Annotated in this window: 19 protein-coding genes; 16 read left to right on the forward strand and 3 right to left on the reverse strand. The window is 37.1% G+C overall.

Features of this window, described 5'->3' with window-relative positions; genetic code table 11:
* Positions 1 to 13: 13 nt before the first annotated feature.
* Together AACZ88_RS10245 and AACZ88_RS10250 are read right to left on the reverse strand one after the other, a co-directional pair.
* Positions 14 to 1,888 (reverse strand): hypothetical protein, encoded by a 1,875-nt coding sequence (locus AACZ88_RS10245; RefSeq protein ID WP_339709515.1) that lies wholly within the window; start codon positions 1,886 to 1,888, stop codon positions 14 to 16.
* Between the two features lie 617 nt (positions 1,889 to 2,505).
* Complete coding sequence (locus tag AACZ88_RS10250; RefSeq protein WP_339709517.1) at positions 2,506 to 4,302, reverse strand: hypothetical protein; 1,797 nt, start codon at positions 4,300 to 4,302, stop codon at positions 2,506 to 2,508.
* Between the two features lie 580 nt (positions 4,303 to 4,882).
* Between AACZ88_RS10250 and AACZ88_RS10255 the strand changes: the two genes are divergently transcribed.
* The 7 genes from AACZ88_RS10255 to AACZ88_RS10285 all read left to right on the forward strand — a co-directional run bounded on the left by AACZ88_RS10255 (position 4,883) and on the right by AACZ88_RS10285 (position 12,884).
* Complete coding sequence (locus AACZ88_RS10255; protein ID WP_339709519.1) at positions 4,883 to 5,920, forward strand: NAD-dependent epimerase; 1,038 nt, start codon at positions 4,883 to 4,885, stop codon at positions 5,918 to 5,920.
* A gap of 226 nt (positions 5,921 to 6,146) precedes the next feature.
* Positions 6,147 to 7,151 (forward strand): SDR family oxidoreductase, encoded by a 1,005-nt coding sequence (locus AACZ88_RS10260; protein ID WP_339709521.1) that lies wholly within the window; start codon positions 6,147 to 6,149, stop codon positions 7,149 to 7,151.
* Entirely contained in the window at positions 7,144 to 7,701 is a 558-nt protein-coding gene (locus AACZ88_RS10265; protein WP_339709523.1) for a serine acetyltransferase, read from the forward strand. The genes AACZ88_RS10260 and AACZ88_RS10265 overlap by 8 nt, the downstream gene beginning before the upstream one ends.
* The gene (locus AACZ88_RS10270; protein ID WP_339709525.1) at positions 7,698 to 9,032 is read left to right on the forward strand and encodes a UDP-glucose/GDP-mannose dehydrogenase family protein; all 1,335 of its coding nucleotides are present in this window, start codon (positions 7,698 to 7,700) and stop codon (positions 9,030 to 9,032) included. The genes AACZ88_RS10265 and AACZ88_RS10270 overlap by 4 nt, the downstream gene beginning before the upstream one ends.
* Positions 9,033 to 9,141: 109 nt before the next feature.
* Positions 9,142 to 10,428: a nucleotide sugar dehydrogenase gene (locus AACZ88_RS10275; protein WP_339709527.1), complete on the forward strand. Its 1,287-nt coding sequence runs from the start codon at positions 9,142 to 9,144 to the stop codon at positions 10,426 to 10,428.
* A 14-nt stretch (positions 10,429 to 10,442) separates the two neighbouring features.
* Complete coding sequence (locus tag AACZ88_RS10280) at positions 10,443 to 11,534, forward strand: glycosyltransferase family 4 protein (protein WP_339709529.1); 1,092 nt, start codon at positions 10,443 to 10,445, stop codon at positions 11,532 to 11,534.
* 12 nt (positions 11,535 to 11,546) lie between these two features.
* Positions 11,547 to 12,884, forward strand: coding sequence for a lipid II flippase MurJ (locus AACZ88_RS10285; RefSeq protein ID WP_339709531.1), 1,338 nt, complete (start codon positions 11,547 to 11,549; stop codon positions 12,882 to 12,884).
* Positions 12,885 to 12,906: 22 nt separating this feature from the next.
* Here AACZ88_RS10285 and AACZ88_RS10290 read toward each other — a convergent pair whose 3' ends face one another.
* On the reverse strand, positions 12,907 to 13,977 hold the full coding sequence (locus tag AACZ88_RS10290; protein ID WP_339709533.1) for a sugar-transfer associated ATP-grasp domain-containing protein: 1,071 nt from the start codon (positions 13,975 to 13,977) through the stop codon (positions 12,907 to 12,909).
* 320 nt (positions 13,978 to 14,297) lie between these two features.
* Between AACZ88_RS10290 and AACZ88_RS10295 the strand changes: the two genes are divergently transcribed.
* The 9 genes from AACZ88_RS10295 to AACZ88_RS10335 all read left to right on the forward strand — a co-directional run bounded on the left by AACZ88_RS10295 (position 14,298) and on the right by AACZ88_RS10335 (position 25,049).
* Positions 14,298 to 15,455 carry an O-antigen ligase family protein gene (locus AACZ88_RS10295; protein WP_339709535.1) on the forward strand — a complete coding sequence of 386 codons (1,158 nt, stop codon included), beginning with the start codon at positions 14,298 to 14,300 and terminating at the stop codon, positions 15,453 to 15,455.
* Positions 15,456 to 15,638: 183 nt separating this feature from the next.
* Positions 15,639 to 16,436 carry an ATP-grasp fold amidoligase family protein gene (locus AACZ88_RS10300; RefSeq protein WP_339709537.1) on the forward strand — a complete coding sequence of 266 codons (798 nt, stop codon included), beginning with the start codon at positions 15,639 to 15,641 and terminating at the stop codon, positions 16,434 to 16,436.
* A 198-nt stretch (positions 16,437 to 16,634) separates the two neighbouring features.
* Positions 16,635 to 17,723, forward strand: coding sequence for a glycosyltransferase family 4 protein (locus AACZ88_RS10305; RefSeq protein WP_339709540.1), 1,089 nt, complete (start codon positions 16,635 to 16,637; stop codon positions 17,721 to 17,723).
* Between the two features lie 3 nt (positions 17,724 to 17,726).
* On the forward strand, positions 17,727 to 19,577 hold the full coding sequence (asnB, locus tag AACZ88_RS10310; RefSeq protein ID WP_339709543.1) for an asparagine synthase (glutamine-hydrolyzing): 1,851 nt from the start codon (positions 17,727 to 17,729) through the stop codon (positions 19,575 to 19,577).
* A 67-nt stretch (positions 19,578 to 19,644) separates the two neighbouring features.
* Entirely contained in the window at positions 19,645 to 20,787 is a 1,143-nt protein-coding gene (locus AACZ88_RS10315; protein ID WP_339709546.1) for a glycosyltransferase, read from the forward strand.
* A 40-nt stretch (positions 20,788 to 20,827) separates the two neighbouring features.
* On the forward strand, positions 20,828 to 21,967 hold the full coding sequence (locus tag AACZ88_RS10320; protein WP_339709549.1) for a glycosyltransferase family 4 protein: 1,140 nt from the start codon (positions 20,828 to 20,830) through the stop codon (positions 21,965 to 21,967).
* Positions 21,968 to 22,268: 301 nt separating this feature from the next.
* Positions 22,269 to 23,390, forward strand: coding sequence for a glycosyltransferase family 4 protein (locus tag AACZ88_RS10325; RefSeq protein ID WP_339709551.1), 1,122 nt, complete (start codon positions 22,269 to 22,271; stop codon positions 23,388 to 23,390).
* A 13-nt stretch (positions 23,391 to 23,403) separates the two neighbouring features.
* The gene (locus AACZ88_RS10330; protein ID WP_339709554.1) at positions 23,404 to 24,012 is read left to right on the forward strand and encodes a sugar transferase; all 609 of its coding nucleotides are present in this window, start codon (positions 23,404 to 23,406) and stop codon (positions 24,010 to 24,012) included.
* Positions 24,013 to 24,035: 23 nt separating this feature from the next.
* On the forward strand, positions 24,036 to 25,049 hold the full coding sequence (locus tag AACZ88_RS10335) for a peptidoglycan bridge formation glycyltransferase FemA/FemB family protein (RefSeq protein ID WP_339709556.1): 1,014 nt from the start codon (positions 24,036 to 24,038) through the stop codon (positions 25,047 to 25,049).
* Positions 25,050 to 25,174 lie beyond the last annotated feature (125 nt).

Below are 25,174 nucleotides of genomic sequence, written 5' to 3' on the forward strand. Positions count from 1 at the left end.
TATTACTGATGATTTAAAAATCAACTTCATCATTCAAAAAGTCTTCTAAATTCGTATAGCCATCTCCGTTTCGGTCTTGGTTTGCATCGCTTGCATCATTTGAATCAAGACCCATCGATTGCTCCCATTCATCTGCCATACCATCACCATCACTGTCATAGCCGGAAGACCGCGAAGTGTTGGACATCGAAGGATAAGAGCCCGAGCCGTTTAATGTACCATTTCCGGCATCATATTGATTGACCAATCGTTTATCTACGGCATCTCTTGTAGGATAACTTGCCCCCACTTTTGGCAATACCTTAGTTTCCAATTCATTTGCAGACATGACACTTGTTCCCGAACTGGCAAAAGCACTTGATTTAATATAAGAGTTCAAATTAGATGACCATTGAGAGCGCCCTGCAGGGTTAATGTTTCCTTCAATATAGGCATGAGTATTGCCCGCACTACCCGTTCCATCATTTTCCCCATTTACCAAGGCGTTTGCCCGCACCGAAACTTCTCGAGACGCTTTATACTTATTATTTACGACCGAAAACTTTGTTCCCAGGCTAGGGTTGGTAAACCAAGTAGCTCCATAAACGATATTATTTATCATTTCAAAATCAAGCTGATCAGAAAGTGGGTTGTTCGATCTAATATTTCTTTCCCCATTATGAGCAAAAAAGTTTCCATAATATGAAATATTGGAGGTTCTCTTATAATTAAGTGCCCCAAAACCACTTTCGGATATCACTGAATTTTGCAAGGTTACTTTTTTAATTGTAGAACCAGAAAAGCCACCAACTAGTGCAAAATTTTCATCTCTTACCCAACTTATGCTACAATGATCTACAACAATATTTTCAATATGGGTCCCATTATATGCTGAAATATTAATTCCATCCTCATTACTTCCCGAAGTACTGAGACCTGGTCGTATTTTCAAATATCTGACGATTACATTAGATGCACTGATTCGCAACTCCGCTCCTTTGATAAGAATACCATCCCCTGGTGCTGTTTGACCAGCAATAGTAACGTTTCCAGATTTGTAAGGTATATCTAGATAAGTTGAGCAATTGATCGTACCGCCAACGGTAAAAACAATAGTTCGAGTACCGGTCATTTTTAGAGCCTCCCTTAAACTTCCAGTTCCGCTATCATTTAGGTTCGTAACTTTCACAATATAGCCTCCTCGCCCCCCAGTAGCGTATTTTCCAAAACCTTCGGCCGTAGGAAAGGCCTTTAGCTCCCCATAGTTCTTACTTAAATTTCCTTGAGGAACTACTATTTCTTCCTCTGCCACACTATTGTCCTCATCATTGGTAACCGTAACTTTAACCTCTCCGGTCTCCGTGGTAACGGTACCATCTTCATTTTCAGTTTCAGTAGTATAGGTAAACGAATCATCAATTGTTTGAACCTCCGTTTCCGTATCATTATCTTCAACAACGATTGTTTCTTCTGGCTCTTCGGAATCTACATTTTCTTCAACAATCTCGTTGTCATCAACGGTTTCGACTTCATCGATCAAAGTGTCTTCCGTAGTTTCTTCTACGGGCGCAGCTGTGACCTCGTCGGTCTGTACGGCTGGCACATAAGTCAAGGTATTGTCTTCGTTTATCACCACAACGCCATTATTAGCAGGAGATGTTTCAACAATTTTAACATTATCAGATTCCACAAACATGTCATTGGACAAGACATCAAGAATGGTACTCTGATCTAATCTGGTTACGAAAGAATCATCAACAATAAGACTATTAAGTCCAGAACCGCCTTGGGAACTGGAATCTTCATAAGCTGCTAATAAATCAGTGTCGTCACTGCTACAGGAAAGGAAAAAAGACAGAAATGGGGCAACCATGATAAACTTGGGGGCGTTGCCGGCAAGATACTTCATAAAATAGGTTAAGAAATGTTTATATTAAAATATTTGTGAGGCTCAAATTATTTTTTAATTTTAAAATCATCGATGAAATACACCTTACTTCGATGAACTACAAAAATTTACGTCAGGGGTATTACGCCTTAGAGATGTTTTTAGATGTTTAGAATTCTTCTATTCGACAAACTACCTATATTTTTAACATCTGTTAACAACCATGGCTACCGATGTCTTAGGATTCACGACAACAAATTCGATATATATCAAATATCCAAACCTCGCCTCGACCTATATAAAATCTAGATTACATCACTATATTGAGTATAAAAAGGTCCGTCGAAATTGTCGCCAGAGCTAAAATTCAAAATGGTTTATAACTTATACTCAGTCATGAGAGTGGCCGTAATTTTAAAATGGTAAGCGAAGAAAAAAAGCTGAAGAGGGAATTGTCTCATGCGAGATGCATTTAGAAGTTATCAATTCCTAAAAAGACGCAAGTCCATTTTTTATAAAACAATGGACTGCTCATACGATAATTCAAAACTTGGGCGAGAAAAATTAATCAAAAATAAACAGGCCCTTCAAAAGTATTTTAAAGGACCCTTTTTTATTTGGTGTTATTAACTAATATCTTAAAAATCCACTTCGTTTAAAAAGTCTTCTAAGTTGGTATATCCGTCGTCATTTCGGTCTTCATTGCCATCACTAGAATCGTTTGGGTTTAGACCCATGGCAATTTCCCATTCATTTGAAATTCCATCTTCATCACTATCTTCATAGGCTGTTCCGTTAGAAATCTCTGGATATCCACCTGCTTCCGAAACGCTCTTTTTAATTGTCCCCGTACTATTGAGCACGTCATTTATAAGCCTTTCATCAACACGATCACTATATTTCGATGCACCGACATCGGCAAGCACCACTGATTGAACAGCGCTACTGGATATCGAAGATATACCAGAATTAAAAATTTTACTATCAGTAATATAAGGTTGAAGGTTTGATGAAATGGAAACATCCCTGCCATTGATAACATTATCCGCTATATAGGCACGCGTTCCACCTATACCACAGTCTGACGACCCCTCTAGCCTAATGGTCTCAAAACGAGTAGAAGTATTCGGACTGGTCTTATAAACATTGCCGATAATATCAAAATCATTGTTGTAAGTAGGTTGGGTTCCATATTTATAACCGTACACCAAATTATTAATCATCTCAAAACTACTAGTACACTTTGAAGACCTTATATTTCGTTCCACATCATGGATCAATAAATTCTTAAATATACTAATGTTGGTTGCCCTGCTCCAAAGAAGAAATCCGAGTCCAGTACTAATATTCTCACCGATTATGTTCTTTTGAACAGTAACGTTCTGAACGCTGCTCGTACCTCCAATGCCCCCAATAATCAACACCTTGTCCGTTGCCCATGTTACGGAACAATGATCTATGATGATATCGCTTATTTGGTTGTTGTTATAGGACGATAAACGTATTCCATTGATATTGCTACCCGAAACATTACTTCCCGGCCTTATTTTCACGTACCTCAGTATAACATTCGACGCAGATATACGCAACTCGGCTCCGCGTATAGTAATTCCTCCTCCAGGTGCTGTTTGCCCCGCTATGGTAACATTTCCAGACTTATAAGGTATTTCCAGGTATGAATTACAGTCTATAATACCTCCTACTTTAAAGATAATGGTTCTAGCACCGGTTTTTTTAAGTGCATCCCTCAAACTCCCAGGGCCACTATCATTTAAGTTTGTAACGGCAACAACATAACCTCCCCGACCACCCGTGGCGTTTTTGCCGAAACCTTCGGCCGTAGGAAAAGCTTTTAATTCTCCATAATTTTTGTTTTGATCTCCTTGATTAACCGAATTGTCCTCGACTTCTTCAACGTCCTCATTTTTGGTAACCGTTACAGTAACGGTACCCTCTTCGGTAGTAACTGTCTCATCTTCGTTCACTACCTCTGCGGTATACGTAAAAGTGTCTGTAGTTTCCTCTGAAGCTTCAGTTTCGGAAGTATTCTCTACCACAACCTCACTTGAGGTCTCCTCTTCTTTTGGTTCGCTCTCAGTCTCTTCTGGCGCTTCATCCTCTACAATAGGTGTGGGCGTATAAGTCAATGTATTATCATCATTAATTACTACAGCCCCATTATCAGCAGAAGATGTTTCCGTAATCTTGACATTATCAGATACTGTAAACATATCATTTGACAAGACATCAAGAATGACACTCTGGTTTAGTCTTGTAACATAAGAATCATCAACGACTAGATTGTTGAGTTGAGGCATCTCTTGAGAAGCAGCAGCTACATACTCCGCCAACAAATCTGTGTCGTTACTGCAAGAAAAAAATAGAAATGGGGCAACCATGATAAACTTGGGGGCGTTGCCAATAAAATACTTCATAAAATAGGTTAAGAATTATTTACATTAAGATACTTGGGCTGAATATTTATTTTTTAAATAAAAATTTTATCGATGCAATACGTTTTATTTTGCTCATCTACATAAAATTAAAAATCAGAGGTAATACGCCTTAAAGCTGTTTTTCAGACGTTCAGAGTTCTTATATTCGATGAACTACCAATGTTTTTAACATCCATTAACGATAATAATGATAACAAACCGTGCTTTTCATGTACCAAGAACAAGAAACAAAGGAATATATTGTTCACAAACACCTAGTTTAACATATTGATTATGTTACATTTAAGTTGTTAAAATAATTTCCTTATATAATTCAAAACCAAAACTGACGACGAACTTTATTCTGCTCTTTGATTATTTCAATTCCTAGAATATCCTCTATTTTATCGATGAACGGTCAAAGCCATAATCAAGCTTGCGTAATAAACCCGTATTGCGTACTTTCTTAACTATTTTGTAAAATTCAAATATTGGTTTTTCACCTAAATACAGAAAAGAACTCTTTTAGATTTTTCAAGTATCAAAAATCATGGTGATATTTGCAACCAAAACAAATACCATGAAAATATTGGTTACCGGTGCGGCCGGATTTATAGGATATCACGTTTCAAAAAAATTAATAGCAAACGGACACGAGGTTGTTGGCTTAGACAATATCAACGATTATTATGATATAAACCTAAAACTAGACCGCTTAAAAGTGTTGGGCATCAATAGCGATGTTGCCGAAAAATTCAACACTTTGAGTTCTAGTCATCTTGAATCGGGCCGATTTCAATTTATCCGTTTGGCATTGGAAGACCGCAGTGCCCTTCCCCAATTATTTAAAAATCAAAAATTCGATGCCGTCTGCAATTTGGCTGCTCAAGCAGGCGTGCGCTATAGCTTAGAAAACCCTGAGGCCTATATTGACAGCAATGTCGTTGGCTTTCTAAACATTCTAGAATGTTGTAGAAACTTTAATATAAAACACTTGGTCTATGCCAGCAGTTCGAGTGTCTATGGTTTAAATGAGAAGATTCCCTTTGAGACCAGCGATAATGTAGACCACCCCGTAAGCCTCTATGCGGCCACAAAAAAAAGTAATGAGCTCATGGCCCATACCTATAGTCATTTATATGGTTTTCACACCACTGGCCTGCGGTTTTTCACCGTCTATGGACCATGGGGTCGACCTGACATGGCCATGTTTCTTTTCACAAAAGCCATTTTAAACGGAAAGCCCATCAAAGTATTTAATCGTGGAAAAATGGAACGAGACTTCACTTACATTGACGATATTACCGAGGGTGTCGTTCGCATTTTAGAAAAGAAGCCTTCCGCAGTGGCAGAAAGGCCACTTTATAAGGTCTATAATATAGGAAACAACAACTCCGTTAAATTACTAGACTTTATCGAAGCCATTGAAGCCAGCTTAGCTATTAAAGCAGAAAAGCAATTATTACCAATGCAACCAGGTGATGTCGAAAAAACATGGGCTAACGTAAATGATTTAATGAAACACTACGATTATAAGCCCGACACACCCGTTAGAACAGGAATAGATTCCTTCATTAAATGGTATAAAGAATATTATAGCCAAAACACCGTTCAATAATAACTTATTTTTATAAGCTATTGTAACAAGATCTCAAAGAATAAGTATCTTATAACATATTTTTAAATCTGTATTCAATATACCAATAATTAGCAAAGAAAATATTCACCTTCACATTTTAGCTTTTGACAAACGTTGTTTCATCGGAATTACCCTACGGCTTATATAAAAATAAAGGACAAATTAATTTCTTTTGCCCATCTTTGCACTTCAAAAATAAATCGCAATGGATATAGGCGGACTCAAACTTGATTCCAATTGCAATATTCTAGTAACAGGGGGAGCTGGTTTTATAGGGTCTAACCTATGTGAATCGCTACTGCTCAATGGCAACAAAGTAGTTTGCTTTGACAATTTTTCTACTGGGAAACGAGAAAACATTTCAGAGTTTCTATCCAATGAAAATTTCACACTACTAGAAGGCGACATTCGAAATTTAGCTGATTGCAACAAGGCCTGCACCAATATTGACTTTGTTTTACACCAAGCGGCCCTTGGGTCTGTCCCAAGGTCCATCAAAGACCCCATAACAAGTAACGCGGTGAACATTTCTGGCTTTGTAAATATGCTAGTGGCCGCACGCGATGCCAAGGTAAAGCGTTTTATTTACGCCGCAAGCTCTTCTACTTATGGAGATTCGACTAATATGCCGAAGGTAGAGGACGTAATCGGCAAACCGTTATCTCCTTATGCTATCACCAAATATGTGAACGAATTATACGCCGACATTTTTAGCAAAACCTATGGTTTAGAAACCATTGGCCTTCGTTATTTTAATGTTTTTGGGAGAAAACAAGATCCCAATGGCGCCTATGCCGCGGTTATACCAAAATTTGTAATACAGCTTATTAAACATGAATCACCTATCATCAATGGTGATGGTAGTTACTCCCGAGATTTCACATATATCGACAACGTTATTCAAATGAATGTCTTGGCATTGGTTACCAATAATAAAAAGGCTGTTAATACAGTTTACAATGTTGCCTGTGGTGAACAAACTGATTTGAACGAATTAGTCATTCTTTTAACGAAGTATCTTAGTAAATTCGATCCAGAAATTGGAAAGATAAAAGCAATGCATGGCCCTAACAGGCAAGGAGATGTTCCCCACTCCTTGGCATCAATAGAAAAAGCAAAAAAATTGCTCGCCTATGAGCCGAAGTTTTACATCAAAGATGGGCTCAAAGAAGCACTATCATGGTATTGGGAAAATTTAAAACATGAATGATTTAGTCAAACATGACTTATATAGATATAAGGGAGATGTCGGCCTAAAATCATTTATTAGGGCTTGGGTGTCCATACCAGGGTTTAGGTATATGTATCATTTTAGAAAATCTAATACGCATAAACGAAATTCGATTTTAGGAATAATACATCGACTAATATTAAGAAGGTATTATTTTAAGTATGGCATACAAATTCCGATTAACACAAAAATTGGTAAAGGGTTTTATATTGGTCATTTTGGCAACATAATTATAAACAATTCGGCCGTTATTGGCGACAACTGTAATGTAGCACACGGGGTCACTATCGGCCAAATAAATAGAGGCAGAAGAAAAGGGAACCCGACAATCGGTAATCGTGTATGGATTGGAACCGGAAGTGTGGTTGTCGGCAATATAACCATAGGAAACAACGTGCTTATAGCACCACTCACCTATGTCAATGAGAATATTCCAGATAACAGCTTGGTGATGGGAAATCCTTTTAAGGTCATTCCTCAAGCCAATGCTACAGAAAATTACGTAACTAAAATATTAAATTTAGAATGAACTTAACAGTAATAGGAACTGGCTATGTAGGCCTTGTTAGTGGAACTTGCTTTGCCGAAATGGGCAATACCGTAACATGTATAGATATTGACGAAAAAAAAATCGCAGAGCTAAAAGAAGGTATCATCCCCATATATGAACCAGGCCTAGAGGCAATGGTAAAGAGGAATGTGCAAAATAAAACCTTGCACTTTAGCACCAAATTATCAAATCACCTAGAAAAATGTGATGTTGCTTTTATTGCAGTCGGAACACCAATGGGAGAAGATGGATCTGCCGATTTGAAGTACGTTCTACAAGTTGCCCGTGAAATCGGTCAGTGTATGACCCACCCCCTAATCGTTGTAGACAAGTCTACCGTTCCCGTAGGTACGGCCGACAAGGTGAAGAATGTAATACAAGGCGAATTGGATAACCGAAATGTCTCCCTTTCATTCGATGTAGTTTCTAATCCTGAATTTCTAAAAGAAGGAGATGCCATTAATGACTTTATGAAACCGGATAGGGTCGTTATTGGATCGAACAACGAAGAGGCGTCCGAAAAAATGAGAGCCTTGTACGCGCCGTTTTTCCGGAGTAGTATGGATCGATTGATCACAATGGACGTTAGATCAGCCGAAATGACCAAATATGTAGCAAATGCTATGCTAGCGACAAAAATTTCGTTTATGAACGAGATTGCAAACATTTGCGAATTAGTCGAGGCAGATGTAAATAAAGTGCGAATTGGTATTGGTTCCGACAGTAGGATCGGGTATAGTTTTATTTATCCAGGTAGCGGATACGGAGGCTCTTGCTTTCCTAAAGATGTCAAAGCCCTTAAAAAAACCGCAGAAGAACATGGCTATAAAGCAGAGCTCATAAAATCGGTAGAAGACGTTAATGATCGACAAAAACTTGTCATTGCAAAAAAAGTAATTGATCGATTTGGCGAAGACCTAAAAGGAAAAACATTTGCTATTTGGGGACTTGCCTTTAAGCCGGAAACCGACGATATGCGGGAGGCCCCAGCAATTTACACGATCAATGAGCTGGTCAAAAGGGGTGCTAAAATAAATGCCTATGACCCAAAGGCAATGGACGAAGCCCAGCACTTTTATTTGAAAGATTTGGATAATGTTTTCTATTTTCGCTCAAAATATGAAACCCTGAACAATGCAGATGCAATGATTCTGCTCACCGAATGGAAAGAATTCCGCTCTCCTGACTTCGATGAACTCAAAACACAATTGAACCAACCGATAGTTTTCGATGGAAGAAATCAATACAATGACGAATCGATGAGAAAAAGAGGTTTTGAATATTACCAAATAGGAAAAAGTACTAAATAGAAAAACCTCTGAATCAAAATATTACCCATTCCGTAATTCTGATTCGTTATAGAACCTTAAATTATATTAGTCTAGTTTTTAATAAAAAATCCACTTTAAATAAAATAAAATGAATCAACCAAAAATAGCCGTAATTGGTTTAGGATATGTAGGATTGCCTTTGGCTCGTTTGTTCGCTACAAAATACCCCGTAATCGGGTTTGACATTAACGAAGCACGAGTAAAGGAGCTTAAATCGGGCACCGACAGTACTTTGGAAGTAGAAGATGATGTGCTTCAAGGGGTTTTAAAAGATTCACCAAAAATGGATACAGGCCTTTATTGCTCTAACCTTCTTAGCGATATTGAAGACTGTAATTATTATGTGGTTACCGTACCCACGCCTGTAGACAGTACAAATAGACCCATTTTGACACCTTTGTACAAGTCAAGTGAAACGGTAGGGGCAGTATTAAAAAAAGGAGATACCGTAATTTATGAATCTACGGTCTACCCGGGAGTGACCGAACATGAATGTGTACCGGTGTTAGAGCGGGTAAGCGGTTTAAAATTCAACGAAGATTTTTACGTAGGCTATTCGCCCGAACGTATCAATCCGGGAGATAAAGAACATACCGTAGAAAAAATATTAAAAGTGACATCGGGATCCACACCTGAAGTAGGTATTAAAGTTGACAACCTATATAAATCGGTAATTACCGCAGGTACACATTTGGCCCCTACGATTAAAGTTGCCGAAGCGGCCAAGGTAATCGAGAATTCACAACGCGATATCAATATTGCTTTTGTAAATGAGTTGGCCAAAATCTTTAATTTGATGGATATAGACACCCACGATGTTTTAGAGGCCGCTGGTACAAAATGGAACTTCTTACCTTTTAAACCGGGACTCGTCGGAGGACATTGCATAGGAGTCGACCCTTATTATCTGGCACAAAGAGCACAGGAGTTCGGATATCATCCAGAAATTATTCTTGCAGGTAGACGAATGAATGACGGCATGGGAAAATATGTTGCCTCAGAGGTTGTTAAGTTGATGTTACAAAAAGACATCAAGATAAAAGGTTCCAATATTTTGGTTTTGGGCATAACATTCAAAGAAAATTGTCCTGATGTGCGAAACACAAAGGCAGTCGATGTCGTTAAAAACCTAAACAGCTATGGCACTAATGTGACCATTTATGACCCTTGGGCCTCTCCTGATGAAGTAAACCACGAATATGGCCTTGATTCCTTAAAAACCCTTACGGATCAGAACAATTTTGACGCAGTGGTGTTGACTGTTGCACATAAACAATTCTTAGATCTTGAATTTGATTCATTATTGTCGGAAAATGGTATTTTATATGATGTCAAAGGAATTCTCGGCCAACAAAAGGTCGATGGAAGGCTTTAGCTCAAATGGGCCATTTGAATAAAAAAAAAACAATTGCTTTTGTAACACATTCATTGGCTGCAGGAGGTGCAGAACGAGTCATCACCACCTTGGCCAATGAATTGTCTACAAGCTATAACGTGGTAATTATTACGCTTATAGCCTTACCCCCTTTTTACGCTCTCAAAAGCGATATTCAAGTAGTCCATTGCAAAAAAGAGATACCACCGAGCAAGAACAGCTTTCAAGCCTTAAAAACTAATTATCAACTGATAAGGAGAATTGTTCATCATTTAAGAACGCACAAAGTTGATCTTTGTATCGGGTTTCTAACGACATCAAATATTTTGTCGATTATTGCTTCAAAGTATCTAAGAATCCCAGTAATAGTTAGCGAAAGAAACAACCCCTATTTAGAGGATGGGTTGGTGCCCAGGTTTTGGAGAATAATTCGTAGTCGTGTATATCCCTTTGCCGATTTTTTAGTAGTACAAACGGAAACGATTAGAAATTACTACAGGGGTAAATTAAAGGAAAATAAACTTAAGATCATACCGAATCCGATAAATCCTGATTTTAAAAGGAATACGGTAATAAATCGGAAGAACATTATACTCACTGTTGGTAGACTGGCAGACCAAAAGCGACAAGATTTATTGATCCAGGCTTTCGCCAATATCAGACCTGTCGATTGGGAGCTTCATATTATTGGGGAAGGCGAGAATAGACCACTGCTGGAAAACTTGATAAACGAATTGAAACTAGATCAACAGGTTAAATTGATAGGTCAGACTAAGAACGTTCAAGAACATTATGAAACAGCTAAAATATTTGCATTTACGTCAAAATACGAAGGCTTTCCCAACGCGCTATTAGAAGCGATGTATTTCGGAATGGCCTGTGTATCTACAGATTGCCCTTCAGGGCCATCAAGCCTAATTGAAAATGGTACCAATGGTTTTTTGATACCCGTAGATGACCAGATGGTTTTAGAAGAACGGCTTAGCGCTTTAGTCAGCAACGAAAAGGAAATCGAAAACATAGGTAAGGCAGCAGAGATAAGTACGGATCGCTTTGCCATAGGAAAAATAAAATTAGAATGGGAAGCACTCTTTAACTTTAAATGAAAACTGTAAATTTTGAAAAAACGATATCTAGAAATCGTTAAAGCCATAACTGGCTTAAAGAGCAATTCTGTTGTCAAAAACATTGTCATTGTTAGCGGCATCACTTTATTGATAAAGGGAGTTGGTTTTTATAAAGAAACTTTGGTAGCTTCCAGTTTCGGCCTATCGGAACTATTGGATACTTTCTTTATCGCATTTATAGTACCAGGCTTTATTAGCACCGTTTTTTTAGGTGCATTTAAAAGTGTTTTTATCCCGAACTATGTGGCCGAACTTGAAACAAAGAACGACATTGCTTCATTTCAGGGAACTGGTTTTTTTGTTACGGCCGGTGTATCGGCACTTTTCATGGGTATAGCTTTCCTATTTACAGATACCTATTTACACATTTTTTTTCCAGACCATACACCTGAATATTACAGTCTAATAAAATCGCAGTTCTACTATTTACTTCCTTGTATCGCATTTTGGGGATTTTCTTCGTTATTGAGTGGTATTTTGAACATACATGATGAATTCAGATACTCGTCTTTTGAAAGCTTGTTTATTCCTGTTGCCATTATAATCTGTCTTTTCTTTTTTAAGGATTCCCTAGGAGATAATGTTTTGGCCATTGGCACCTTGATAGGAACTGTAGCCAGTTTTGTTTTTTTAGCAATCGTTTGCCTTCAAAAAGGACTTCTGAACATTGCTTTCCCTGATTTGAACAATGTAAATGCAAGAGTAATGTTTGCTCAAGTACCCGCCAAAGTTTCTTCAGGATTCCTAACAGGCATGAATACGATCGTTGACCAATATTTTGCGGCCCAATTGGTCATTGGATCCATAGCTGCGATAAATTATGGGCGAAAAATGCCAGCTTTTTTGAGTGGCCTACTCATCATAGCACTTACGAATGTACTACTACCCTATTTCTCAAAAGCATTAGCAAAAAACAAAGAAAAGACCTTTAAAACCTTGTTCAAAATGCTCAAACTATTGTTTGTAGGTGTGAGCGTCTGTGTACTTGCGGGAATTCTTGCTTCTGACTTTTTGGTCGAACTGTTCTTTGAACGAAAGGCCTTCACTTCAGACGACACGGTAATAGTTTCTGATATTCAAAAGATATTCTTGATCTATCTACCGTTTTCAATATGCGGAATGGTCATCGTCAATTTCTTGACCAGTATCAACAAAAATGCATTTATGGCCTATGTTTCTTTTGGTGCTTTGCTCCTTAATATAGTTTTAGATTATATACTAATGCAATACTATGGAGTCTTCGGAATTGCATTGTGTACAACCATAGTAATTATTTTAAAAAATACAATACTACTACTCTACACCTATCGGCAATCAAAAGTTACATAAGAATTGACACTATTATAAAAACTCAAATGGCCAATGTTTTTAAGAGCGGTGAAAGTACAGGTCCATTATTCAGTTGATGTGAATTTATTCCTTGTCCCATAACATTATACTCGATGAGTACGATTTGTTCTTCGTCGTTAATAGCCAAGTCCCACGAAATAAGCCTAAAAAAGGCGGCCTTATGATGTAATTCTTTTACAGTTTCGAATACTTTTTCTATAAATTCCAACCTTACTTCTTCAAATTTGACCCCACTATCGGTCTGGCTAAAGCTGTTTCCCGATAACTGATATCCCAAGGCATTAAATTGTCCATTTTTCTGAATTCCACATGAAATCCCGCCCGTTGTGGCATTATCGGTAGAAGAACCTTTCCTTCCAATTCTTACAATTGTAGACAAAACATCGACATTATTTTCGTTCAAATAAGTCATAATGCGAAGGGTATTCAATGAAGTTGGGTTGAGAGACTTCATTAATACATGTTGTTTCACCTCTTTTTGAATAATAAAATCTTCTCCATAGCTTAAAAAAACATCTGTGAGTTTTAGATTCTTTGTTGTAACCCCTTTTTTACTGGAAAACAACATAACATTCTTACCTCCCCCACTTTCCAAAGTGGGTTTTATCACCAATCTATCTTCCGTATCTGCAAGAGACAAGGCCTTTTCAAATGTAATTGGCCGACCGTTTGCATAAAAAAACCCATTTATATTTTTTAGAACAGTTTCCGGTTGCCTGACTTTGGGAAACAATCTGTCCAACAAATTCTTATCACTTAAGGAAGGAAAGTATATACTTTTGTTGAGTCGGGGTTCAATATCGATGTAAAATAAGTTTTCGGGCACATAGTTAGCCGCAAAACTGTTATTGCCACTAAAGTAAAATCGGTGCCATTCTGTACTGACATCTCTCATTTTGTATTTATCATAATATGAACGTATTTCCGCTATTTGGGTATTAGTCAGTTTTTTCGCTCCTTTTGTCTTTATAAGTTTTTTTATTTTGTTTTTCCATGTAATATTGTGCGATATTTTGGTCGTTTTTTTATAAATTTTTAACGATAAATAAATAATGAAGTATATAATTTTCATAAAAGTTGAGCTGTTATAAACAATAAACCAAACCAGTTCACCGAATAGTTTGTCAAAAAGCGCCGGTATTTCTAGAAACTTTCAGTTAGCTATTAGATTATTTAGTCAAATAAGTATTATAGTGCTAATTTTGATTTTCAAAGATTTGCCCCCTATGAAGATAACCTTGGAAGTGAATTTTATAATTCGATGAGTTATTCATCATCTAACACTAAAACCAAAATTAACCATCTTCCCCTAAATATATATAAACACCCCGTTTTTAATATTATTATGAAGTTGAGGCAATTTTACCAATGTTCAGATTCTCAGATTAAATAATGTATATTTTAAAGCTTTTAATACTAATTTTATTTCTTTGGAATATTCCGGGTTATCTACTCGCCTACTTTGGCGCTACACTAGGAACCTTAACAAGTTATGCCTCATCATTACTGCTATTGGCCTTTTTCTTTTTAGCTAGAGACAAACATAAAGTTTTATTTCCGTTCATATTATTGGGCATTCTATATTTTTCCATTTGTGGTATTCGTTTTGCCGGGCACGAAGTACTTGAGTTTTTAAAGGAATTCGTCAAATTTTTAATCGTTGTTGTCTGTGCCGGGGAGGTATTTCATAGAACCACAAAAAAAGAACTCTTTATAATTTTACTTATCGGGGCGCTGAGTATAGTTGTCAACGCGGTAATTTTTCCTTTGGCCAATGCTAATTTTTATCCCACATATGGACGGTATAGTGGTTTTTATTTGAACCCCAACTTCGCAGGAACGATATGTTTAGTGGGGTATGCCATTAGTTATGCCATAAAAGGCAAGTGGCTACCGATTGTCGGACAGCTTATTTTTACACTGGCCGGTATTCTTACTTTTTCCCGAACATTTATACTCATCTGGTTAATTATCAGTGTCGTTGCAATCTATCGCAATAAAAACAACTTAAAGACACCGCTTATCGGGTTTGGCGTATTGATTCTTGTTTTTTTGTTTTCCAGTAAATTAACGCTGAATACCGAAAGGTTCGATGCCCTAAAAAGTATTTTTACCGGTGATAAGATACAATCAAAAGTAATTGAAAAAGATACCCGTACAGAAACATGGGCTTTGTATACCGACATGATAGTAGACAAACCCCTTCTAGGCAACGGATATATGAAATTGCAAATTAAAAACTCGAGATTGCCCGGCGTTCACAACTCTTATCTAATGACTTTAGGAGAAGCAGGTATTCTACCTTTTCTGTTACTGGTCGGCATATATAGTTATTTAATGTTTAAAAGTGCGCTACTTTTTAAACCTCATCCCGAGTTTTTTTATATCTCTTGTGTCGTTACCGTAGCATTAATGGTCGGACATGGTTATTTTAACAACTACTTTAATGTCTTAATTTCCATGTATTTATTTATAAGTATACGTCAACCCAAAAATTTCGAGCCAATAAAAGAAAAACGGCCCGTAAGCGAAATTTTTCTCAATGACTAACTGATTTAATATACCTTCAATACAGAAAAGAGAATGATCGGGCTATTAAAAAAAATTTACTATCATGACCAACTGGGTAAACCACTCAGGCTATTATATTATTTTATCAAAGATAATTTTGTTTCCGACGAAGTTTACATAACCAGCATTTATAAGAAGTCGTTCGGAAAAAAACCAAATCTTTTGAATCCTCAGACGTTGAACGAGAAGATCATTTGGCTGAAACTTAATGAACATACCCCGCTACATACACAATGTGCAGACAAATATGCGGTAAGAGAATACATCTCTGAAAAAATAGGCGAAGAATATCTAGTGCCCTTGCTTTACCACACCAAAAATCCGAAGGAAATCATTCCTAAGAACTTTCCCAATCCTCCCTATATTATAAAAACGAATCACGATAGTGGCGGTGGTATAATCGTAAAAAATATTTCAAAAGTCGATTGGAAAGATGTTCAGATGAAAATGAGCGATAGATTAGCTAAAAACTACTATAAAACCTCAAAAGAGTGGCAGTATAAAAATATTGTGCCCAGGGTTTTGGTAGAAGAACTACTTCAAGATGCTGACGGAAATATTCCTTTTGATTATAAGATTCACTGTTTTAACGGCAAGGTCAATATGATTCAGGTCGATTTGGGGCGTGGTACACCCAACCACTATAGAAATTGGTATTCACGGGAATGGAAGAGGGAGCCTTATAAATGGTCTTCAAAAAAAGATGATGGCAAATTTACCGACCCAAGCGTTGATGACGTTGCCAAACCAAAAACACTTGAGCGAATGATCGCATTATCCGAAACCTTGGCGCGTGCTTTTGACTACGTTAGAGTAGATTGGTACGATGTAAACGACAAACTCTATTTTGGTGAATTGACTTTCCACCATGATGGCGGCTACAGACCTATACTGCCTGAAAAATGGGATTTTAAATTGGGCAATAAACTAAACATAACCCAATTAGCGAATAACGCCTAGGGTTGTTATTTTTAAGCCCAAAAACTATTAATATTTCTATTTCAAAAAATAGCAATAACCTGGCATACCAAGCGTTGAATATTTGAAGTCAAATAATACTTAAACATAGATTCGAAAGCTGAAAATACACCTTTGGTTTCAGGTTCCCAAATATCTCATTGGACTTCAATTACTTAAGTCCAAAATAAAAAATTAAGTGTGAAGATAGATTTTGTAATTGGCAGGTTAAAGGCAGGAGGAGCAGAGCGGGTAGTGAGCCTTTTGGCCAACTATTTTGCATCTAAAGGCCATACCGTACGCATAATTACTTTTATTGAAGGAGACGACTACAAATTAGACCCCAGAATAGAAAGGATAAAACTTCACAAAAAGCTTATAGTGAATTTTGTCGTTGTAAGAGGTTTCTTTTTTTTACTTTCCTATTATTTCAAGAAAAAAAACCGCCCCGACATAATCAGTTCTCATATTGATTTTGTGGGATACGCTACCATTATACCAAGCAAACTCTATAAAATAAGAGTCGTTGTTTCAGAGCACTTTAATCATCTAAATCAAGAGCCAAGTCTTTTGCGTTCTTTACTATGGCATGTGCTATACCGCTTGCCAGATGCCGTTACCGTTTTAACCAAATTTGATATTCCTTTTTTTACAAAAAAAACAAAAAGGGTATTGGTCATGGAAAACCCATGCTCCTTTGAACCCATAGACGACCTAAATAGCCAGAGAAAGAAAACCATACTGACGGTTGGCAATCTTGACAGATATCATCACAAAGGTTTCGACAATTTATTGCAAATTGCTTCCCAAGTCTTCAAGAACCACCCAGATTGGAAATTAAAGATTGTTGGTGGCGGTGATGATGGATTGAAAATTCTAAAAAAAATGGCAACTGACCTTAAAATTGAAAAACAAGTTAAGTTTCTGGGTTATCGAAACGATATCAAGGAGCTAATGTCACAAGCGGAAATCTATGTTTTGTCATCGCGGCACGAAGGGCTACCCATGGTACTCATAGAAGCGATGTCACAAGGTATGGCCTGTATTTCATACGATTGTGTCTCAGGGCCCTCGGATATTATCGAACATGGCACAAACGGCATTTTAGTCGCAGATCAAAATAAAGCAGCCATGACCACCGAATTAAATAAGTTAATCGATAATGAAGATTTAAGACAATCACTAAGAAATAACAGCTTAAAATCACTTGATAAATTTACAATGGAGAATGTAGGCAACAAGTGGATGCGACTATTTAATGATTTGTTAGACCCCAAAAAAGCATCTTAGATTATGTGCGGAATTTATGGATCGACCATTGCATACAGTGAGAACCAAGTTAGGGAAAAACTGAAAAGAACATCTTTTCGCGGTCCCGATAAAATGGGGGTTCGCCTTTTTGATGATGAAAAACACCCCATTCGGCTAGGTCATAACCGTCTCTCGATAATTGATTTGGACGTTCGATCTGACCAACCGCTAAGCTACCAAGAGAAGATACATATTGTTTTTAATGGTGAAATTTTCAATTTTAAATCCATTAAAAAAGAACTTGCCCACAAAGGTTACGAATTCAAAACAACCAGTGACACCGAAGTAATTTGCGCCGCCTATTTAGAATATGGTCAAGACTGTGTCAACCATTTCAATGGCATGTTCGCATTTGTAATTTACGACAAAGTCAAAAAACTTTTGTTTGGTGCTAGGGATAGATTAGGACAAAAACCGTTTTACTATACACATAACCAAAAGCATTTTGAGTTCGCCAGCCAACTCTCGTCGATCCAACCATTCAATAAAAACCTGACAATTTCAAAAGAGGCCATCAGCGCCTATCTCCTGTGGGGTACGATTCCAGACCCTTATTCCATTTTTAATGAAATCAAGAAATTGGAAGCTGGCCATAGTTTTACATTTGATATAGAAACAGGAAACTTTAAGACCAAGCAGTATTGGGATCTAGATTATGAAGGAAAAAATAGATTCAAAGGAAATTATCAAGATGCCCAGAATGAACTCGAGAAATTGCTTAGCGATGCGGTAAAAATCAGAATGTTCGCCGATGTTCCGGTTGGCATATTTCTCTCTGGTGGTATTGACTCTTCTTTAGTAAGTGCTTTAGCGGCAAAAGAAACGCCGGGCAAGGTAAAAACATTCTCGGTCAAGTTTGACAATAAAGAGTTTGATGAGAGTAATTACGCCAAAAAAGTAGCTTCGCACTTGCAAACAGAGCACAATGTTATTGAATGTGACTATAAAGAAGGTATAGCGTTAATAGAAAACCTGAGTTATTTCTATGACGAACCTTTTGACGATGCCTCGGCGATTCCGTCGATGTTACTGTCTAAATACACACGGGAACACGTGACGGTAGCTTTATCAGGAGATGCAGGTGACGAGAATTTTTTGGGGTACCACCGCTATAATTGGATGCGTTATATCGAAAAAGCTTATAAGCTTCCTGACCCATTACGATCTACGATAGCCAGAGCGCTTACCATGACCCCACACTATAAGGCAAAAACTATCGGAAACGTAATCAATAAGGCCACGATAAACGATGCTTACTTGGCAACAAAACGAGATTTAAACAGTAAATGGTTCGACCTTTCAGGCTATGATTACAAAGATGAATTTAACAGCTATTTATTTCATAACAATAAGAATATTTACGAGCGTATTTCCGACTTTGACATCAAAACTTATTTAAATTGGGATATCAACACCAAAGTGGACAGGGCCTCAATGGCATTTTCACTAGAAGTGCGTTCGCCAATGCTAGATTATAGAATTGTCGATTTTTCAAGAGCCCTTCCGACAGCATTTAAATTCATTAAAGGAAACCAAAAAAGGATACTGAAAGACGTGCTCTATAAACATGTGCCTAAAGAATTATTCGACAGACCCAAATCAGGATTCACAATGCCGTTTAAAAACTGGTTTCGAAATGAGTTAAAGGATTATGTTCTTTCGGAGTTGAACGATGATGGTCTTGCAACTATACCCTTTATTGATAAAAAGGAAGTTAAAGTTATGATCGACCAACATATGAACGGCTCTTGGAATCGATATGCCATTATATGGAGATTGTTGGTTCTTAAACAATGGCTCAAGAACAATGGAAAAGGATATTCTATTAAATAGACAAGGTCCGACCTTCCCTTAAAAATCAAAGCATTAAGCAAACTATTTGTCAAATCAATCACCATACATGCGACTAGGAATACTAATATACTCCCTTGGAGGTGGAGGCGCAGAGAGAGTAGTCTCACACCTACTCCCCTATTTCTCGGAACGAAAAATCGAGGTGCATTTGTTTTTAATGCATGCTACCGCGGGATATGACATACCAGAAAGCGTACAGGTTCACTATATTGAAAATTCAAACCCGGCCGAAAGTGGGGTCTACAAACTGATTAAAATACCCCTATTGGCCATACGATACGCTAAATTATTAAAGCAACTTGACATAACGCACTCATTAAGTCTATTGACTCGCCCCAATTACATTAATATACTTTCCCGAAAATTCACTTCGAAGAAGTTTAAGCTTATCATTAGTGAAAGAGGACAGCCAAGCCTACAATACAGTTACAAAGGCCTACAATCTACCATAAATAAATTCTTGATTCGTAAGCTATATGCCAAAGCTGATTCGATTATTTGTAATTCTATGGGAAATCGCGATGACCTTATTACTAATTTTGGAATAAGCAAAGGTAAAATCGAAGTACTAAACAACCCGATAGATTTAGATAAGGTTGATAAAATTGACCCGATAGCAGACTATTTCGATTCCCGGTACTTTAATATTATTACCGTGGGTCGGCTGAACAAAGGTAAAAACCATAAGTTACTCATTGATGCCGTTGAAAACATTGACGGTATTCGGCTTTATATTTTAGGTGAGGGTGAACTTGAGAATGAACTGAAAACGATTATTGTAGAGAGAAATCTAGGCAAAAAGATATTCTTTATGGGTTTTGACCCACTACCATACAAATATCTTAAAGCGGCCGATTTGTTTATTTTTGGTTCCAATCACGAAGGTTTCCCGAACGTACTTCTAGAGGCTATGGCATGTGGCCTGCCCATTCTTTCCACAAACTGTAAATCAGGACCTGATGAAATATTAAAGCTTGATGTCCCGTTAAAAGATGATATTATGATAACCGACTACGGCATTCTAACTCCTGTAAACAATAAACGATTAATGATAAAGGGAATTGAATATTTTAGGACAAATACAGAATATCTTCTGAAAACCAAGAAAAATTCATTGGAAAGAGTAAGAAGATTTGACAAAAGTAGTATTTTACGAAAGTACGAAACGTGCATCTTAGCTACTGAATAATATATACCTTTATCAAACCTTAATAAGAAGTTGATTCTGTATGAATTCTAAAAGAATATTGATTATATGCGGTGCGGCCAAATCATTAGTTACCTTTCGTGGCGATTTAATAAAACGCCTACTCTCCGAAGGTCACGAGGTGGTATGTGCGGCCCCATTTCCTGAATCCAATACAGAATTTAGAGAAGAATTGGAAAAAATAGGCGCTGAAACGTTCGCATACCCTTTGAACAGAGCCGGCATATCTCCGATATCAGATATAAAGACCCTGTTTTTTTTAAAAAAGAAGATAGAGGAATACAGAATTGATTTAGTTTTTCCATATACCATCAAATCTGTAATATATGGCTCTTTAGCCGCCAAAAAAACAAATACGTCGGTAATCTCGTTAATCACCGGATTAGGGTTCACGTTTAGTGGCGTTTCCGCAAAAGCGAATATGCTTCAAAAGATTACTAGTTTTCTTTATAGGAAAGCCCTGAGAAATAATAAGGCCATTATATTTCAGAATGCAGACGACAAGAACCTCTTTCTGCGGAAGAAGATAATTTCGCCAAAGCAAAACACGTACCTTGTTAACGGCTCGGGTGTCAATTTAAATGAATACAACACTCGGATAAAAAAAAATGATGGGGAGAAGATAGTTTTTGTCATCGTTTCACGATTGATAGTGGAAAAAGGTATTAAGTTATTTATGAACGTGGCCAAAAAATTAAAAAAGAAATATCCAAAATCGGAATATCATATTATTGGTCCCATCGATACCTCACCTTCAGGAATCAAGAAAAGTACCATCGACAAATTCGTATCAAAAGGAATCATCAAATTTCATGGAGAGCAGCGAACGGTCATCGGTTTTCTAGAGCAGTCCGATGTTTTTGTACTCCCTACCTATTACCGGGAAGGTGTTCCTCGATCCATTCTGGAAGCCCTTAGTATAGGCATGCCTATAATAACCACCGACACTCCAGGGTGTCGGGAAACCGTGATCAACGAAAAAAACGGGCTATTAATAGCTCCCAAAGATTTTGATGATTTATATAAGGCTATGGAAAGTATTCTGCTACATCCCGAGCGCATCGAAGCTATGGGCATCAATAGTAGAAAACTGGCTAGTGATAAATTTGATGTAGAAAAAGTAAATGCAAAAACCTTAGAAATCATTGCCAACAATAGTTGATTCTGCATAAAGTAGTTTCACACAGTATTACAAAAATTGCATTTGGTCATATAACCATGAATATATATCGATTAAATATTTTCCCGATACAGAAATTACATATACTTGCATACGAAACCACGACATCGAGCATGGTTAACATGTGATTTCATGTAGTGTTTAACTGGCTAAATTTCATACATGATTTTACCGAAAGAGCTGAAAAAAGCTTTACAGTTTATCAAAATTAACATAATTGAACATACAATTTCCGCTTAAGTCTTCACCACACCCCGATTTTGAATAGGCTCAAACCATACACATGAAAATAGCTTTTTTACTTAGTAGAATTGAACAGACAGGTGTTACTACGCATACTTTAGATCTCGCCCAAGGCCTGGTAGAAGAAGGGCATAAAGTTTGTTTGATTACCGGCGGAAAAATCGAAAATGCAACATCACGGGTAGATGACTTTTATAATGAATTCAAAGCCCTTGGAGTCGACATCAAAGAATTTAAAACTCCCAGTGGAAATATTATTAAACGCGCCATACAATCAATCACCTCGGTATTCGCCATTATGAGGGAAGTAAAAAAGTGCAACCCTAACGTAATACACTGCCAATCACCGTATATGACCTTTATTCCTTGGCTTATGGGAAAGAAGTTCACAACTACCCTGCACATTCTTTATCTAAAGAGAAATTTCAAATTCAAAAAACCGAATCATTTAATCGCCATAAGCAATGAATCTTACGAATTCAGCAAAAAAATGTTCAGAATGGAAGATAAGAACTTAAGCCTGATTCATCATGGTGTTTCCGATCGGTTTTCGCGCCCCATTTCCTTGAAGCAAAAATTAGATTTGAAAAAACGGTTCAACATATCAGAAAATAAATTGATTATTGGTTTTGCAGGAAGTATTTCGTTACGCAAAGGATCCGATATTCTTGTTGAAGCCTTGAAAGATTTGACGACTTCTACAAAAGAAAAAATTCATTTTATCTTCTTGGGAGGTGTTAAAGGCAGTGAAGACTACATTTGGTTAAAAGATATGGTCAAAAATGCTGGAATTCAAAACTTCATGACCTTGGTACCCTTCGAAGATCCAAAACCCTTTTATGATATTTTTGATATTTTCGTATTGCCATCCCGCATGGAATCTTTCCCACTGGTAACTCTAGAAGCCATGATGAGTGAGTGTTGCCCGGTTAGAAGCAATACTGAAGGTGCCTATGAACAGATAGAAGATGGTGTCAACGGTCTGCTTTTCGAAACTGAGAACACCCAACAATTCACTGGTATTTTAGAGAAATTAGTTTCCGATACTAGTTTACGCCGGCTGCTAGCCAAAAATGCCAGAACAAAGGCCATGAACGAATTTACCATTCCGGTAATGACCAAAAAAACGTTGGAAGTTTATTCTAAAATTCAAATGAATTGAAAATGCCGCTATCATGTACAAAAATGTGATAAAAAATATATTGGACCTTGTAACCGCTTTACTGGCTCTTTTTGCGCTATCCCCCATTTTCATTGGTATTGTGGTTATTCTAGGTTTCAGCAATAAGGGAAAACCATTTTTCGTGCAAAAAAGGCCGGGCAAGAATGGACGAATTTTTAAAATTTTAAAATTCAAGACCATGAATGATAAAAAAGGGCCGGACGGTCAACTTTTATCTGATCATGAACGAATGACAAAGATTGGCAAATTCATTAGAAAAACGTCCTTAGATGAGATTCCCCAGCTTTTGAACGTAATCAAAGGAGACATGTCTCTTGTAGGCCCTAGGCCCTTGTTGGTATCGTACTTACCCCTTTATAACAAAGAACAATCGCGACGACATGATGTTAAACCCGGCATTACGGGTTGGGCCCAAATAAATGGAAGAAATGCCATTAGTTGGGAGGATAAATTTAAATATGACCTTTGGTATGTAAAGAACATCAGCTTTATGACCGATTTAAAAATCTTATGGAAAACCGTTGGTAAAGTTTTCAATTCTGAAGGTGTTTCAGCAAGCGAAGAAGTAACGATGGAGTTCTTTAGAGGGTCTAAAAATTGATATTCTTATAAAAAAAGAAACAAATGATTGAAGTAATAGATAATGAAAAAGACTGGAAGCAGATTTTATTATCATGTGATTCTTATGATTTTTATCATACGTATGACTATCATTTGATTTCAAAGAAAGCCGATGAACTTCCGATTTTGGTCACATATAGTGAAGACGATACAACCATAGCCATCCCCTTTCTAAAACGTACCATCGAAAATACCGCTTATTTCGACCTTACCTCGGTATATGGATATGCAGGACCAGTTTATAAAAACGTCGAGAAATCCTTCAACAATACCTTATTTAGAACTGAGCTTGAACAAATATTTTCAGAATTGAATATTGTAAGTGTTTTTTCTAGGCTACACCCCTATCTAAAAAATCAAGCAATAATCTTAAATAATATGGGGCAAACTCCCACACTCGGCAAGGTGGTAAATATAAACTTGACTCTCCCACTCGACGAGCAACGCATGCAATACGGCAAAAGTACCAAGAACAGAACAAATAAATGTAGAAGGCTCTGCAATGTAGTACTAGCAGAGACCGAAGAACAAATCGATACTTTCATAGATGTTTACTATGAAAACATGGATCGTTTGCAGGCAAGCAAAGACTATTATTTTTCGCGAAAATATTTCTTTGATTTTCTAAAATGTACCGATTTTGAAACCGATATATTGCTCGTGCAGCATCAAGAAACCGGTGAGGTAATTGCAGGATCGATGTTCGTTAAAACAAACGATATTGTTCAGTTTCATTTGTCGGGCACGAGAGATAATGCATTGAATCTAGCTCCCGCCAACTTATTTTTAGATGAAATGCGTGTTAGGGCAACGGAACAGAACTACGAAATTTTCAATTTAGGCGGAGGTGTTGGAAGTAAGGAAGACTCCCTCTTTAACTTCAAATCTTCCTTTTCAAAAGAGCATCATGAGTTTAAGGTCTGGAAACATATAACAAACAACGATAGGTACCAAAAACTTATTGGAGATAAGGAAGTCGATAAAAATGAGCAATTTTTTCCTCTGTATCGAAAATAAATTCAACGCCCTCCCGACCATAGGACCATCCCATTTACAAAAATGGAAAATCACGTCATATTTAGGTCTTCTCTATTTTCATTTCTTCCATCTTATAAATTGATACCCTATTGATTTTGATGGTT

Origin of the sequence: uncultured Kriegella sp. (genome assembly GCF_963975415.1) — a bacterium.
In the GTDB taxonomy this organism is placed as follows: domain Bacteria; phylum Bacteroidota; class Bacteroidia; order Flavobacteriales; family Flavobacteriaceae; genus Kriegella.